This window comes from Nocardia sp. NPDC056541 (assembly GCF_042794235.1).
Classification (GTDB): domain Bacteria; phylum Actinomycetota; class Actinomycetes; order Mycobacteriales; family Mycobacteriaceae; genus Nocardia.
In genome coordinates, this window is sequence record NZ_JBHTUD010000028.1 from 1 (window position 1) to 12,397 (window position 12,397).

The window sequence follows — 12,397 nt, forward strand, 5'->3', positions numbered from 1 at the left end:
CGGATCAGGCCGAAGGGCGCGGGCATACGCTCGTAGAGGTCGATGCTCACGTCGGCATCGGACTTCATCAACGCGTCGGCGGCGTAGATACCGGCCGGTCCCGCACCCACGATCGCAATGCGAAGTGGGCGAGTCGCTGCACTCTGTTCGGTCATTTCTACGCGCACCCTTTGGTCGAGAACTGATTTGACGGCGTCAACTTAGCTTAGGCTAAGTCGGACATCCGCTTACTGGCAGCTGCCATCGACGTCGGCAGCCGACCGCAATCAAGGCGATTCTAGCTGCGGCGTTGCAGCCACCCGGCGCGCGGTGTAGCTGCCCGCGCGGGTCTGTCAGGATTACAGCATGAACGAGGAGCAAACAGGCTCGGATGACCAGCCCGTAGTGGTGGATCAGACCGACAAGCGTTCCATCGTCCCGTTCGTCGCGGCCGCGGTGATCGCGATCATCGTGCTCATCGGCATCGTGGCGGGTGGACTGCTCTCACCCGCTGAGAAAAATGTCACAGAGGCCGACCGTCTCGCGGCCGCCGTCACCAACTATATCGACGCGCGCTCGCGCAGCGACCTCCGTCCGCCGACCGGTGTGGCCTGCCCCGGGTTCGACGAGGAGAAATCCGGCCTCGGCGAACAGCTCGGTGGCCCGAAATCCACTGTCACGATCGACGGCAAGGGTTTCGAGAACGCCACCGTCAACGGCGACCGCGCCAAGATCGACGCGGCGCTCGTGGTCAACGGCAACCCGGCGGCGAGCAACTGGAAACTGACCCGCGTCGACAGCGCGTGGCTGGTGTGTTCCTTCTGAATCGTTTGACACGATGACCGGTGCCGAGGCAATCTCAGATCGCAAGGTCATGAGTGCCAGCGTCAAGCCCCGGCTCGCTGGTCGGCAACCCTCCTCCGCGGTGGGGTGCTCCGGGTGACGACCTGGCCGTGTGTTCGGGGATTTCCGGCACGGCAAGAGCGGATTCACGCAGGAGGATCGACATGACTTACGCCGGCGACATCACCCCTGAGAAGGCGTGGGAGCTGCTCACCGAGCATCCCGGCGCCGTGCTGGTCGACGTGCGCACCGAAGGCGAGTGGGCACACATCGGCATTCCCGACACCAGCTCCATCGAACGCCCGGCCCACTTCATCGAGTGGGTCGACGGCACCGGCACCCGCAATCCCGAGTTCGGCGTGCAGCTCGAGAAGGCACTCGCCGGTCGCCCCGACGACGCACCCGTGGTGTTCCTATGTCGCTCCGGTCAGCGTTCCGCGCACGCGGCGAACCTGGCGACCGCGGCGGGCGTGGCACCGTCCTACAACGTGCTCGACGGTTTCGAAGGTGGTCCCGACGCGTTCGGCCAGCGCGGCAGCACCGGTTGGCGCGCTGTCGGCCTGCCGTGGCGTCAGGCATAAGGAGAAAAGCATGATCACCGGTGGTTCGTTCGACAAGCCACTGCCCGAAGGCGTCGGTCCCGGCACGCTCGGCGTGCGCGGCGGTCTGCGCCGTTCCGGCTTCGACGAGACCTCCGAGGCGCTGTACCTGACCTCCGGTTTCGTCTACGAGAACGCCGAAGCCGCCGAGGCCGCGTTCACCGGCGACGTCGAGCACTTCGTCTACTCGCGTTTCGGCAACCCGACCGTGGCCATGTTCGAGGAGCGCATCCGCCTGCTCGACGGCGCCGAGGCGGCCTTCGCGACCGCGTCCGGCATGTCGGCGGTGTTCACCGCGCTCGGCGCCCTGCTGAAGGCGGGCGACCGGCTCGTCGCCGCCCGCAGCCTGTTCGGGTCCTGTTTCGTGGTCTGTAACGAGATCCTGCCGCGCTGGGGCATCGAAACCGTGTTCGTCGACGGTGACGACCTCGACCAGTGGGAGCAGGCCCTCTCCGTCCCCACCCAGGCCGTGTTCTTCGAGACCCCGGCCAACCCGATGCAGACCCTCGTCGATGTCCGCAAGGTCACCGAGCTCGCCCACGCCGCGGGCGCGAAGGTGGTGCTGGACAACGTCTTCGCCACCCCCCTGCTCCAGCGCGGTTTCGACCTCGGTGCCGACGTCGTGGTCTACTCCGGCACCAAACACATCGACGGCCAGGGCCGCGTCCTCGGCGGCGCCATCCTCGGTGCCCAGGACTACATCGACGGCCCCGTCAAAACCCTGATGCGCCACACCGGCCCTGCCCTGAGCCCCTTCAACGCCTGGACCTTGCTCAAGGGCCTGGAAACCATGCCGTTGCGCGTGCGCCACTCCACCGAGTCGGCCCTGCGGGTAGCCGAGTTCCTGGAGACCAAGGATTCGGTCGACTGGGTGAAATACCCCTTCCTGGAATCACATCCGCAACACGCACTGGCCAAAGAGCAGATGACCGGCGGCGGCACCGTAGTCACCTTCGCCCTCAACGGCGAAGACGGCAAGAAGCGAGCCTTCGAGGTCCTCAACCGCCTCCGCATCATCGACATCTCCAACAACCTCGGCGACGCCAAAACCATGATCACCCACCCCGCCACCACCACCCACCGAGCCATGGGCCCGGAGGGGCGTGCGTCAATCGGCTTGTCCGACGGGGTAGTTCGCATCTCGGTCGGTCTGGAAGACCTCGAAGATCTCCTCGGTGACCTCGACAACGCCCTGAGCTAGTTCGTCCGAACGGTCCCGAGTCGGCCTGTCGCAACGATCCACGTTCGGCAGGTCGACGTCGGACTCGTGGATCGCCTACCGGACCGGGTCGTAGACCGCGAACCCCAGGTGGCCCGCGACGGTGGCCATGTTCTTGTCGTGGGTCACCACCGTGAGATCGTCCAAGCCGCTGCGCAGTGCCGAGGCGAGATGAATGGCGTCGAGTGTCCGGATGTGCGAGATGATCGCTTCGGCTTCGTTCAGCACAGCGTGATCGATCGGAATGATGTCGATGTGGTCGATGATCTGACCTCGGTCGAGCACGGGCAGGCCTTCCCGGCGAAGGACGCGAGTGATCTCGGTGCGCAACAGTCGCGAAGAGACGATCCGGCACTCTTTGTCCGCGGTCGTCTCATCGAACCACCGTGCGGCTTCGATGGAATGCCCCAGCATGATCCGCATTGCCACCGAGGTGTCGAGGTAATAGGCCCTCACCACTCGCCCTTCTCGGACTCGAGGAGCTCGTCGATCGACGCAGCGCTGCGGAGTTCGTGCCGGGCGATGGCACTCGTGTGTGCCCCGCCGTCGACCGCGCGCCGGATGATCTGGGTCGACGAGACCGCGGGGACGATGTAGCCGACCCGATGGTTGTGGCGCGTCAACTCGTAGACCTCGCCGGATTCGACGTCGGCGACCATCGCGGACGGATTCTGGCGGAGTTCGCCGACACTGATCGACTTCATGAAATCAGTCTAGCCGAAAATTGTCTACTATTGTCTACAGCCTTCGGGGGTAGCTTCTCGGTGGCCTCGACCATGCCCTGTGCGGATTCACTGTCTTGCGGCGTCCAGAATCGCGATCGCCTCGTCGATCGGATCGATGACGAAAAGTTCGGTTCCGGCGTCGGTGTCGACGCGCAGACGAGTGCGCAGGCCGCCGCTGAACAGGCCGCCGTCCGGGCTTTGCTGCCCGACGGCGCGCAGCTGGGTCAGGCGCGCTTCCCAGCGCTTGCCGCCGGTGATCGCGTCGAGGTGATTGGGTACGAAGAGCAGTCGGGTTTCGGTCAGGTGGAGGCGTCCGCCGACGGCCCTGCTCCCTTGTGTTCGATTGGCGAGTTTCTGCCAGACGACCTTCTCGGTGGCGTTCAGCGCGGGGCTACCGATCCACAATCCCATGGTTCATTTCCTTGTGTCGTTCCGGTGTTCGTGACCATGGATCGATATCTGACCGGGCGCCGTTAATGGGCGCCCGGCCAGGGATCTGAGCAGACCGGTCTCAGCCGAGCGCGCGCAGGCGGGGGGCCAGGTCTCGCTTGAAGAGGTCGAGGAAGCGGAGCTGGTCTTGGCCGGGGGCGTGGAAGACCAGGTGGTTGAGGCCCGCGTCGAGGTAGGGCTTGATCTTGGCGACGGCTTCGTCGGGGTCGCTGGCGACGATCCAGCGCTTGGCGACCTGTTCGATCGGGAGGGCGTCGGCGGCCTTCTCCATTTCGATGGGGTCGGTGATGTCGTGCTTCTGTTCGGGGGTGAGGGAGAGGGGGGCCCAGAATCGCGTGTTCTGAAGTGCCAGTTCGGGATCGGTGTCGTAGGAGATCTTGATCTCGATCATCTTGTCGATCTCGGCGACATCGCGGTCGACCTTCTCGGCGCCCTCGGCGACGGCGGGCAGCAGCTTCTCGGTGTAGAGGTCCATGCCCTTGCCCGAGGTGCAGATGAAGCCGTCGCCCGCGCGACCCGCGTACCTGGCGACCACCGGGCCGCCCGCGGCGATGTAGACGGGGATGCCGCCCTTGGGAACGTCGTAGATGGAGGCGCCGACGGTGTGGTAGTACTCGCCGTCGAAATCGACGCGATCGCCGGTCCACAGCTCGCGCATCATCTTCACCGCTTCGCGCAAGCGGGCGAAGCGCTCCTTGAAGTCGGGCCATTCGCCCTTGTAACCGGTGGCGATCTCGTTGAGCGCCTCACCGGTGCCCACGCCGAGCATCACCCGGTTCGGGTACAGGCAACCCAGGGTGGCGAAGGCCTGCGCGATCACCGCCGGGTTGTAGCGGAAGGTCGGGGTGAGCACCGAGGTGCCGAGCTGGATGCGTTCGGTGCGCTCGCCGACGGCCGCCAGCCAGGCCAGTGAGAACGGCGCGTGGCCGCCGTCGTGGCGCCACGGCTGGAAGTGGTCGCTCACGGTCGCGCTGTCGAGACCGTGCTGCTCGGCGGCGACGCCGAGTTCGACCAGCTCTCGTGGCCCGAACTGCTCTGCCGATGCCTTGTACCCGAGCTTGAGCTCAACCATTCCAGCCACTCCTGTCGTCCGTTGACCCCTGCCAACACGACACTAGCGCGCAGCCCGTCATCCGCGCCCATGCCGTTTCGTCACCCACCACGCCGAGTTTTAGCGGACAATTAACTGGTGGCCACCAAGGATGAGCAGATCTTGTCGTACCTCACCGACATGGACGGCGTGCTGGTGCACGAGGATCAACTGATCCCCGGCGCCGACGAGTTCCTCGCCGAACTGCGGGCCAACGAGATCCCGTTCCTGGTGTTGACCAATAACTCGATCCGCACGCCACGCGACCTCCAGGCCCGCCTGCGCCACACCGGTCTCGACATCCCCGAGGAGTCGATCTGGACCTCGGCGCTGGCCACGGCGACCTTCCTCGACGACCAGCGCCCCAACGGCACCGCCTACGTGGTCGGCGAATCCGGTCTCACCACCGCGCTGCACGAGATCGGCTACGTGCTCACCGACAGCGACCCCGATTACGTGGTCCTCGGCGAAACCCGGACGTACTCCTTCGAGGCGATCACCACCGCGATCCGGCTGGTGGACAGGGGCGCGAAGTTCATCGCCACCAATCCTGATGCCACCGGACCCTCGCGCGACGGCGTGTTGCCCGCCACCGGTTCGGTCGCCGCGCTGATCACCCGTGCCACCGGTAAGGAGCCGTACTACGTCGGCAAGCCCAATCCGCTGATGATGCGCTCGGCGCTGCGCCAGATCGGCGCGCATTCCCAATCGACGGTGATGATCGGCGACCGGATGGACACCGACGTGATCGCCGGCTTGGAGGCGGGTCTGCGCACGGTGCTGGTGACCTCCGGCATCTCGACGAAGTCCTCGGTGGAGGCCTATCCGTTCCGGCCGACCATGGTGGTGGGCTCGGTGGCCGACTTGATCGGCCGAACGCGCCGGCCGTTCGCCGAGTAGTCATGTGATCCGCGTCTCGTCGGAATAGGTGCCCACCTGCCGTGGTTATAGTTGCCATGGCAACCAAAGGAGGGCCCGTGCAGTTCGGAATCTTTAGCGTCGGCGATGTGACCACCGACCCCACCACCGGCCGCACCCCCACCGAGGCCGAGCGGATCAAGGCGATGGTCGCGATCGCGCAGAAGGCCGAGGAAGTGGGTCTCGACGTGTTCGCGATGGGCGAGCACCACAATCGACCCTTCGTGCCGTCGTCACCGACGACGATGCTCGGCTACATCGCCGGCCGCACCGACAACATCACGCTGTCCACCTCGACCACGCTCATCACCACGAACGACCCGGTCAAGATCGCCGAGGACTTCGCGATGCTGCAGCACCTGGCCGACGGCCGCGTCGACCTGATGCTCGGCCGCGGCAACACCGGCCCGGTCTATCCGTGGTTCGGCAAGGACATCCGCGACGGCATCCCCCTGGCCATCGAGAACTACGCGCTGCTGCACCGGCTGTGGCGTGAGGACGTCGTGAACTGGGAAGGCAAGTTCCGTACGCCGCTACAGTCGTTCACCTCGACCCCGCGTCCGCTCGACGACGTGCCGCCGTTCGTCTGGCACGGGTCGATCCGGAGCCCGGAGATCGCCGAACAGGCCGCGTACTACGGTGACGGCTTCTTCGCCAACCACATCTTCTGGCCCACCGACCATTTCAAGCGGCTGATCGACCTGTACCGCAGGCGCTACGAGCACTACGGCCACGGCAGCGCCGACCAGGCGATCGTCGGGCTCGGCGGACAAGTGTTCCTGCGCAAGAACTCTCAGGACGCGGTCCGTGAATTTCGGCCCTACTTCGACAACGCGCCCGTCTACGGACACGGCCCGTCGCTGGAGGATTTCACCGAGCAGACCCCGCTCACCGTGGGCAGCCCGGAGCAGGTCATCGAGAAGACCCTCACCTTCCGTGAGCACTTCGGCGACTATCAGCGCCAGCTGTTCCTGGTCGACCACGCCGGACTCCCGTTGAAGACGGTGCTCGAGCAGCTGGACCTGCTCGGCGAGGAGGTGATCCCGGTGTTGCGCAAGGAGTTCGCGGCTCGACGCCCGGCCCACGTCCCGGACGCGCCGACACACGACTCGCTGCTCGCCGCCAAGACCACGGCGGAGGTCGGCGCGTGACATCCACGCCGCGTCGCGCACTCGGCGGCCCGCACACCACGGAGGTGATCGCATGACAACCCGTATCGCCGTGGTGTCGGCAGGGCTTTCACAGCCTTCGTCGACACGTTTGCTGGCCGATCGACTGGCCGCCGCGGCAGCTCGCGAGCTGCGCGCGACAGGCGCCGAGGTCGAAGTGGACTTCGTCGACCTGCGCGATCACGCGCGCGATCTGGCCGACAACCTGCTCACCGGCTTCCCGGCCCCCGCACTGCGCGCAGCGATCGACAAGGTCGTCACCGCCGATGGCCTGATCGCTGTGACGCCGATCTTCAGCGCCTCCTACAGCGGCCTGTTCAAGACGTTCTTCGATGTGCTGGAACCGGATTCGCTCGTCGGGATGCCGGTGCTGACCGGCGCGACCGGCGGCACCGAGCGTCATTCCCTGGCGCTGGAGCACGCGGTGCGCCCGCTGTTCGCGTACCTGCGCTCGATCGTCGTCCCCACCGCGGTCTACGCGGCGTCGACCGACTGGGGCGCGAACGGCGGCGACAAGGCGCTCAACAATCGAATCGACCGCGCCGCAGCCGAATTCGGCGCGCTGCTGCTCGGCAAGTCCGCCACTCGGCCCACCGATCCCTACACCGATACGACCCCGTTCGAAGACCTTCTCGCAGCAAATCACTGATGCACACCAACCCCCAAGGAGCACACTCATGACCACCGCCATCGCCAAGGGACTCACCGCGGGCACCTGGGCCATCGACCCCACCCACTCCACCGTCGGCTTCTCCGTACGCCACCTCATGGTGAGCAAGGTCCGTGGCCGCTTCACCGACTTCGACGGCGCCCTCGTGATCGCCGAGGACGGCACCGCCACCGCGCACGCCGAGATCCGCGTCGACTCCCTCACCACCGACAACGCTCAGCGCGACGGCCACCTGCGCACCGCCGACTTCTTCCACGCCGAGGAATTCCCGCTGATGACCTTCAAGTCCACCGGGTTCCGCGGCGAGGGCAGCGATTTCGTCGTCGACGGCGAGTTCACCGTGCGCGGCAACACCAAGCCGGTCACCCTCGAGGTCGAGTTCGTCGGCGTGAGCCCGGGCATGGGTAACGGCCAGGTCGCCGGCTTCGAAGCCAAGACTGTGGTCTCGCGCCGCGACTTCGGCCTCGACATCGACATGCCGCTGCCCGACGGCGGCGCCGTGATCGGCGACAAGATCACTCTCACCCTCGAGATCGAGGCCGTCCTCCAGGGCTGACCCGGACCGACGTGACGCCCCCATCACCTGTGCGGTGATGGGGGCGTCGGCCGCTGTGCGCCGTGGCTAGTCCTCGTCGGCGATGATCGTGTCGAGTGTCGCCGCGAGACGGGTGAGGGTCGCGACCGTCGCGGCGAACTCGGCCGGACCGAGCGCCTCGGCCAGCCGGTGCGCCATGGCCGCGTGCTGCGGATCGATGCGACGGATGGCGGCCGTGCCCTCCTCGGTCATCGCGACCAGCTTGGCCCGCTTGTGCGCGGGGTTGGGCCGGTACTCACACATGCCTTTGCCGACCAGCAGGTCCGCGATTCGCTGCACGCTCTGCCGGGTGATGCCCATCGCGCGGGCGATCCCGGCCACCGGCTGCGGCTGGTCCTGCACGGCGGCCATCACCTGCCACCAGGCCACCGAGATTCCGGCAGGCGCGGACAAGCCGTCGCCGATGGTCAGGAATTGACCGTTGAGCCGGAAGACGGTGAGGGCGGCGCCGTCGAGCAGGTCCTGTTCGGAGTTCAAGCCGCGTGGCTCCCTTCGTATTCGGCGAGCGTGGCGTACCCGGCCGGGTCCTTGCGCGCATACAGCTTGTACCAGGCATCGAGTACCCGCGGTTCGTACAGGTCGAGCCGCGCGAAGATCTCTCTGGCGAATTCGAACGGCGACATGCCGTCCGCGGTGATCACGTCACGGTCGGTGACCGCGGGGGCCTCGACGTAGTGCTGCGCACCCGAATATCCGCTGTAGACAAGGAATTCCGCCGCATTGCTGGTGTGTGCGCGATCATCGAGCAGGCCCGCCGTGGCCAGTCCGAAGGTCGCGCCGCAGATCGCGGCCACCGGCACCCCGGCGTCGGCGAACTCTTTCGCCTTGTGCGCGAACGTGATCAGGTCCTCGCCCAGCCACAGATCCGCGCCGGGCAGGATCAGCATCGCGCTGTCGGCCGGGTCGAGATCGGCGACGGCGAGGTCGGGCGTCACGCGCAGACGCCCCATGGTGGTGATCGGTTCGGTGGTGAGGCCGACCGTCGCGACCTCGAACGTTCCGGGCTCCCGGTGCCAGTTGCCGTTGGCGATGTGCGCCGTCGCGGCCCCCACTTCCCAGTCGGCGAGGGTGTCGTAGACGGCTACGTGAACTGTTTTCTTCGGCATGACAGCATCCTGTCATATTTGACAGGATGCTGTCAATAAGAATTTTGCTACCGGCTTATAGCCGACCCTCCGTACGCTGACGGCATCCGGTGCGAGACAGGGAGGTTCACCCGCGATGACCGACTCCGTGCACGGCATGACGGGTACCATCACGTCACCGATTCGGGAGGCGGGCGCACTGGGTGAGGTACTGATCTCGATTCGCGGGGGCACCGAGCTCTATCTCGCCCGAGCCGACGAACCGATCGCCGCCTGGACCACCGTGTTGATCGTCGCGGTCCACCCGGGTCGCCTGGTCGACGTGGTCACCTGGATTCCGCTTCCCTCTGAATGAAAGGGGCCCGCGATGCTGGGCTATCACGTTCCCGATCCCGACGAAGCCATGCTGGTCAGTGGCGCCAAGACCAAGGACGACACCCCGTTCAAGGTGGTCATCGGGCGCGGCACCTGGGTGGTGCCGCTGTTCCGCAAGGTCCGATACCTGTCACTGGCCATGTTCGAGTCCGAGATCCGCGAGCGCTGTGTCACCAAGCAGGCCATCCAGCTCGATGTGCGTGCGGTGATCGCGTTCAAGGTCGCCAACGACACCCAGTCGATCGTCAATGCGGCACAACGCTTCCTGTCCGAACAGGAGCAGGAGATGTCGGTGCTGACAGGGCGGATCTTCTCCGGCCATCTGCGCTCGATCGTGGGCTCGATGACCGTCGAGGAGATCATCCGCGAACGTCAGAAGCTGGCCGACGAGGTGCTCATCGCCTCCAAGGTGGAGATGAGCAATATCGGCCTGTGGGTCGACTCGTTCCAGATCCAGTCCATCGACGACGGCAACCTCGGCTACATCAATGCCCTTGCGGCACCGCACAATGCGGCCGTCCAGCGCGATGCCCAGATCGCTCAGGCCCAGGCCGCGCAGCGCTCCGCCGAAGCCGAGCAGGAGTCGTTGCGCCGTCGCGCCGAATACGAACGCGAAACCTCGATCCTCAAGGCCGAGTATCAGCGCGACATCGACAAGGCCAACGCCGAAGCGGCACAGGCGGGCCCGCTCGCCGACGCCATCGCCAGGCAGGCCGTGCTGCACGCCCAGGCCGAGCAAGCCCGCAAGAACGCCGAACTGCGCGAACAGCAACTCCAGGCGGAAGTGGTGAAACCCGCTGAGGCGGAGGCGGAACGAGTCCGCATCCTCGCGGTGGCCGAGGCCGACCGCACCCGTATTCAGGCCGAGGCGGCGGCGTCCAACAACCGCATCGCGCTGGACCAGATGCTCATCGAGCAACTCCCGGAAATCGTCAAGCAGGCCTCGCACGGCCTGGCGGGCGCCAACCTCACCGTCCTCAACGGCCCCGACGGCGTCGGCGAGCTGCTCAACGGCATGGTCGGCCAGGGTCTGACGGTCTTCAACTCCCTGCAGAAGGCCCTGTCGAACGGCGAGGTCGACAAGGTCTGATCGCCGCCGCGGCATGGCCCGAGCACTCGAACCGGCAGGGCTGACCGGATACCAGGTCAGTCCTGTTGGTTCACGAGTGCGGTCACCCGGATCTCGACGCGCATGCCGGGAGCGCCGAGGGCGGCGACGCCGATTTGGGTCCAGATCGGCGCGCGCTCGCCCATGCGCTTGCGGAACTGCTCGACCATGACGCGGTTGTGCGCGTCGCCGATCGTGTCCTCGACCGCCGGGATGTGGAAGCTGTCCACGGCTATGACATCGGTCCAGGTCGCCCCGACCGTCGCGAGCGTGCGCTCCACGTTCTCGAAGGCCTGGACGATTTCTTCCTCGAGGGATTCGGGGAAGGTGATGTCGTCGTCCCAGCCACCCTGGCCCGAGATGTCGACGCGGTCGCCGACGCGGACCGCCTGTCGGTAGTGAAGCAGGTCGAAGAGGGTCCGGCCGTATCCCGGGGTGCTGGCGAAGGTGGCGGTGCTCATCGCGACAAACCTTTCATTTGACTTCAACTATGAAGTCAAACTAGCACGGAATGACTTCACGTGTGAACTCAATTGGCCTCGCTATGATTACCCGATGACTGCGGTGACCCCAGGATCCGACGGCGCGGACGCCGAGGCGCCGGCGTGGCTGAACGCGGAGGAGAAGGAAGCCTGGACCGGCCTGGTCTCACTGATCCTGCTGCTGCCGGGCCGTTTGGAGGCGCCGCTGCAGGCAGAAGCGGGGCTGACGCTCTTCGAGTATCTCGTGCTGAGCCATCTGTCCGAGGCTCCCGAGCACCGGATCAGGATGAGCGAGCTGGCCTTCCTGGCGAACGGATCGCTGTCGCGGCTCTCGAACGTCGTCAAGCGATTCGAGCAGCGGGGCTGGGTAACCCGAGCGCCCGACCCCGACGACGGTCGGTACACGGTCGCTTCGCTCACCGACTCCGGGTACGCGACGGTCGTGGCGGCGGCGCCGACGCATGTGCGCGCGGTCCGCGAGCGCTTCCTCGATCAGGTGAGCGCCGCCGATGGACGAGCGCTGGCCCGGATCGCCGCCAAGCTGCGCGTGCGCCCCGCCGATCTGGCCTGAAAACCAGCGGTTACGCCCGGCGCAGGGCGAACATGCGCAGGTCGCGGGTGGTGCGGTCGCGGTAGGCGGCGTAGGCGCCGGTGATGTCGATGAAGCGGGCGAAGATCGCGTCCTTGTCCGCGTCGGTGACCGGGGTGGCGGTCACCGGGATGCGTTCGCCGGCGATGGCGACGGTGGCTGTCGGATCGGCGAGCAGGTTGCCGGTCCAGGCCGGGTGGTGGGCCTGGCCGAAGTTGGAACCGACCACGTACAGAGTGTCGCCGTCGTGGACGTAGAGCAGCGGCTGGGTGCGCGCGACGCCGGACTTGCGGCCGGTGGTCGTGAGCAGGATCACCGGGGCGCCGATCGGGCCGAGCACGGTGTACTTGGCGTCGGTGCGCTCGAGCAGGGCGCGGTCGAGCGGGGTGATGGTGCGGATCAGCCAGGAACCCGGCTTGGTCGCGGCGAATCGGTTGGCGGCGCGGGACAGCGGATTGGCGCGGGAGCCCCACTGGCGATCCGGGAACTGCGATGTCATGG

At 66.5% G+C, this 12,397-nt stretch carries 18 protein-coding genes, 1 pseudogene and 1 riboswitch; of the genes and pseudogenes, 10 read left to right on the plus strand and 9 right to left on the minus strand.

Features of this window, described 5'->3' with window-relative positions:
- Positions 1-155, minus strand: a 155-nt coding sequence (locus ACFQ9R_RS31860) for an FAD/NAD(P)-binding protein (RefSeq protein ID WP_378996142.1), incomplete at its 3' end; no start/stop codon positions are given.
- Between the two features lie 190 nt (positions 156-345).
- On the opposite strand from ACFQ9R_RS31860, the gene ACFQ9R_RS31865 reads away from it, so the two are divergent.
- The 3 genes from ACFQ9R_RS31865 (at position 346) to ACFQ9R_RS31875 (ending at position 2,622) form a co-directional block, all read left to right on the plus strand.
- Positions 346-804, plus strand: a complete 459-nt coding sequence (locus ACFQ9R_RS31865; protein ID WP_378996041.1) for a hypothetical protein — start codon at positions 346-348, stop codon at positions 802-804.
- A gap of 45 nt (positions 805-849) precedes the next feature.
- A riboswitch (SAM riboswitch) is annotated at positions 850-969 on the plus strand.
- 17 nt (positions 970-986) lie between these two features.
- Positions 987-1,403 carry a rhodanese-like domain-containing protein gene (locus ACFQ9R_RS31870; RefSeq protein WP_056815009.1) on the plus strand — a complete coding sequence of 139 codons (417 nt, stop codon included), beginning with the start codon at positions 987-989 and terminating at the stop codon, positions 1,401-1,403.
- Positions 1,404-1,413: 10 nt separating this feature from the next.
- Positions 1,414-2,622 carry an O-succinylhomoserine sulfhydrylase gene (locus ACFQ9R_RS31875; RefSeq protein WP_378996044.1) on the plus strand — a complete coding sequence of 403 codons (1,209 nt, stop codon included), beginning with the start codon at positions 1,414-1,416 and terminating at the stop codon, positions 2,620-2,622.
- Positions 2,623-2,697: 75 nt separating this feature from the next.
- Here the strand turns inward: ACFQ9R_RS31875 and ACFQ9R_RS31880 are convergent, their stop codons facing one another.
- From ACFQ9R_RS31880 to fgd, 4 genes and pseudogenes are all read right to left on the minus strand, one after another.
- Positions 2,698-3,096: a PIN domain-containing protein gene (locus tag ACFQ9R_RS31880; RefSeq protein WP_378633645.1), complete on the minus strand. Its 399-nt coding sequence runs from the start codon at positions 3,094-3,096 to the stop codon at positions 2,698-2,700.
- Positions 3,097-3,194: 98 nt separating this feature from the next.
- A pseudogene (locus tag ACFQ9R_RS31885) lies at positions 3,195-3,344 on the minus strand (type II toxin-antitoxin system Phd/YefM family antitoxin); the annotation flags it as partial.
- Between the two features lie 87 nt (positions 3,345-3,431).
- Positions 3,432-3,776, minus strand: coding sequence for a hypothetical protein (locus ACFQ9R_RS31890; protein WP_378996046.1), 345 nt, complete (start codon positions 3,774-3,776; stop codon positions 3,432-3,434).
- 100 nt (positions 3,777-3,876) lie between these two features.
- Positions 3,877-4,887, minus strand: coding sequence for a glucose-6-phosphate dehydrogenase (coenzyme-F420) (gene fgd / locus ACFQ9R_RS31895; RefSeq protein ID WP_378996048.1), 1,011 nt, complete (start codon positions 4,885-4,887; stop codon positions 3,877-3,879).
- 159 nt (positions 4,888-5,046) lie between these two features.
- Here fgd and ACFQ9R_RS31900 point away from each other — a divergent pair, with 159 nt between their 5' ends.
- The 4 genes from ACFQ9R_RS31900 (at position 5,047) to ACFQ9R_RS31915 (ending at position 8,218) form a co-directional block, all read left to right on the plus strand.
- Positions 5,047-5,805, plus strand: coding sequence for an HAD-IIA family hydrolase (locus ACFQ9R_RS31900; protein WP_378996145.1), 759 nt, complete (start codon positions 5,047-5,049; stop codon positions 5,803-5,805).
- A 77-nt stretch (positions 5,806-5,882) separates the two neighbouring features.
- Complete coding sequence (locus ACFQ9R_RS31905; RefSeq protein ID WP_378996051.1) at positions 5,883-6,974, plus strand: LLM class flavin-dependent oxidoreductase; 1,092 nt, start codon at positions 5,883-5,885, stop codon at positions 6,972-6,974.
- Positions 6,975-7,026: 52 nt separating this feature from the next.
- Positions 7,027-7,641 carry an FMN reductase gene (locus ACFQ9R_RS31910; protein WP_378996053.1) on the plus strand — a complete coding sequence of 205 codons (615 nt, stop codon included), beginning with the start codon at positions 7,027-7,029 and terminating at the stop codon, positions 7,639-7,641.
- Between the two features lie 28 nt (positions 7,642-7,669).
- Positions 7,670-8,218, plus strand: coding sequence for a YceI family protein (locus ACFQ9R_RS31915; RefSeq protein ID WP_378996055.1), 549 nt, complete (start codon positions 7,670-7,672; stop codon positions 8,216-8,218).
- Between the two features lie 66 nt (positions 8,219-8,284).
- Here ACFQ9R_RS31915 and ACFQ9R_RS31920 read toward each other — a convergent pair whose 3' ends face one another.
- Both ACFQ9R_RS31920 and ACFQ9R_RS31925 read right to left on the minus strand, forming a co-directional pair.
- Positions 8,285-8,734, minus strand: a complete 450-nt coding sequence (locus ACFQ9R_RS31920) for a MarR family winged helix-turn-helix transcriptional regulator (protein WP_378633660.1) — start codon at positions 8,732-8,734, stop codon at positions 8,285-8,287.
- Positions 8,731-9,363 carry a DJ-1/PfpI family protein gene (locus tag ACFQ9R_RS31925; protein WP_378996057.1) on the minus strand — a complete coding sequence of 211 codons (633 nt, stop codon included), beginning with the start codon at positions 9,361-9,363 and terminating at the stop codon, positions 8,731-8,733. The genes ACFQ9R_RS31920 and ACFQ9R_RS31925 overlap by 4 nt, the downstream gene beginning before the upstream one ends.
- A gap of 115 nt (positions 9,364-9,478) precedes the next feature.
- Between ACFQ9R_RS31925 and ACFQ9R_RS31930 the strand changes: the two genes are divergently transcribed.
- Together ACFQ9R_RS31930 and ACFQ9R_RS31935 are read left to right on the plus strand one after the other, a co-directional pair.
- A complete protein-coding gene (locus tag ACFQ9R_RS31930) occupies positions 9,479-9,697 on the plus strand; it encodes a hypothetical protein (protein ID WP_056814983.1) in 219 nt (72 codons plus the stop codon).
- Between the two features lie 12 nt (positions 9,698-9,709).
- Positions 9,710-10,807: a flotillin family protein gene (locus tag ACFQ9R_RS31935; protein WP_062986140.1), complete on the plus strand. Its 1,098-nt coding sequence runs from the start codon at positions 9,710-9,712 to the stop codon at positions 10,805-10,807.
- 56 nt (positions 10,808-10,863) lie between these two features.
- Here ACFQ9R_RS31935 and ACFQ9R_RS31940 read toward each other — a convergent pair whose 3' ends face one another.
- Positions 10,864-11,286 carry a Rid family hydrolase gene (locus ACFQ9R_RS31940; RefSeq protein ID WP_378996060.1) on the minus strand — a complete coding sequence of 141 codons (423 nt, stop codon included), beginning with the start codon at positions 11,284-11,286 and terminating at the stop codon, positions 10,864-10,866.
- A 94-nt stretch (positions 11,287-11,380) separates the two neighbouring features.
- Between ACFQ9R_RS31940 and ACFQ9R_RS31945 the strand changes: the two genes are divergently transcribed.
- A complete protein-coding gene (locus ACFQ9R_RS31945; protein ID WP_378996062.1) occupies positions 11,381-11,878 on the plus strand; it encodes a MarR family winged helix-turn-helix transcriptional regulator in 498 nt (165 codons plus the stop codon).
- A 10-nt stretch (positions 11,879-11,888) separates the two neighbouring features.
- On the opposite strand, the gene ACFQ9R_RS31950 is transcribed toward ACFQ9R_RS31945, so the two are convergent.
- Positions 11,889-12,395, minus strand: a complete 507-nt coding sequence (locus ACFQ9R_RS31950) for a nitroreductase/quinone reductase family protein (RefSeq protein WP_378996064.1) — start codon at positions 12,393-12,395, stop codon at positions 11,889-11,891.
- Positions 12,396-12,397: the final 2 nt, after the last annotated feature.

Bases quoted from the DNA above. Each gene is read 5' to 3' on its own strand.
- ACFQ9R_RS31875 (WP_378996044.1), top strand. From the start codon at position 1,414: ATGATCACCGGTGGTTCGTTCGACAAGCCACTGCCCGAAGGCGTCGGT.
- ACFQ9R_RS31910 (WP_378996053.1), top strand. From the start codon at position 7,027: ATGACAACCCGTATCGCCGTGGTGTCGGCAGGGCTTTCACAGCCTTCG.
- ACFQ9R_RS31870 (WP_056815009.1), top strand. From the start codon at position 987: ATGACTTACGCCGGCGACATCACCCCTGAGAAGGCGTGGGAGCTGCTC.
- ACFQ9R_RS31935 (WP_062986140.1), top strand. From the start codon at position 9,710: ATGCTGGGCTATCACGTTCCCGATCCCGACGAAGCCATGCTGGTCAGT.
- ACFQ9R_RS31865 (WP_378996041.1), top strand. From the start codon at position 346: ATGAACGAGGAGCAAACAGGCTCGGATGACCAGCCCGTAGTGGTGGAT.
- ACFQ9R_RS31900 (WP_378996145.1), top strand. From the start codon at position 5,047: ATGGACGGCGTGCTGGTGCACGAGGATCAACTGATCCCCGGCGCCGAC.
- ACFQ9R_RS31890 (WP_378996046.1), bottom strand. From the start codon at position 3,776: ATGGGATTGTGGATCGGTAGCCCCGCGCTGAACGCCACCGAGAAGGTC.
- ACFQ9R_RS31945 (WP_378996062.1), top strand. From the start codon at position 11,381: ATGACTGCGGTGACCCCAGGATCCGACGGCGCGGACGCCGAGGCGCCG.
- ACFQ9R_RS31940 (WP_378996060.1), bottom strand. From the start codon at position 11,286: ATGAGCACCGCCACCTTCGCCAGCACCCCGGGATACGGCCGGACCCTC.
- fgd (WP_378996048.1), bottom strand. From the start codon at position 4,887: ATGGTTGAGCTCAAGCTCGGGTACAAGGCATCGGCAGAGCAGTTCGGG.
- ACFQ9R_RS31915 (WP_378996055.1), top strand. From the start codon at position 7,670: ATGACCACCGCCATCGCCAAGGGACTCACCGCGGGCACCTGGGCCATC.
- ACFQ9R_RS31930 (WP_056814983.1), top strand. From the start codon at position 9,479: ATGACCGACTCCGTGCACGGCATGACGGGTACCATCACGTCACCGATT.
- ACFQ9R_RS31950 (WP_378996064.1), bottom strand. From the start codon at position 12,395: ATGACATCGCAGTTCCCGGATCGCCAGTGGGGCTCCCGCGCCAATCCG.
- ACFQ9R_RS31925 (WP_378996057.1), bottom strand. From the start codon at position 9,363: ATGCCGAAGAAAACAGTTCACGTAGCCGTCTACGACACCCTCGCCGAC.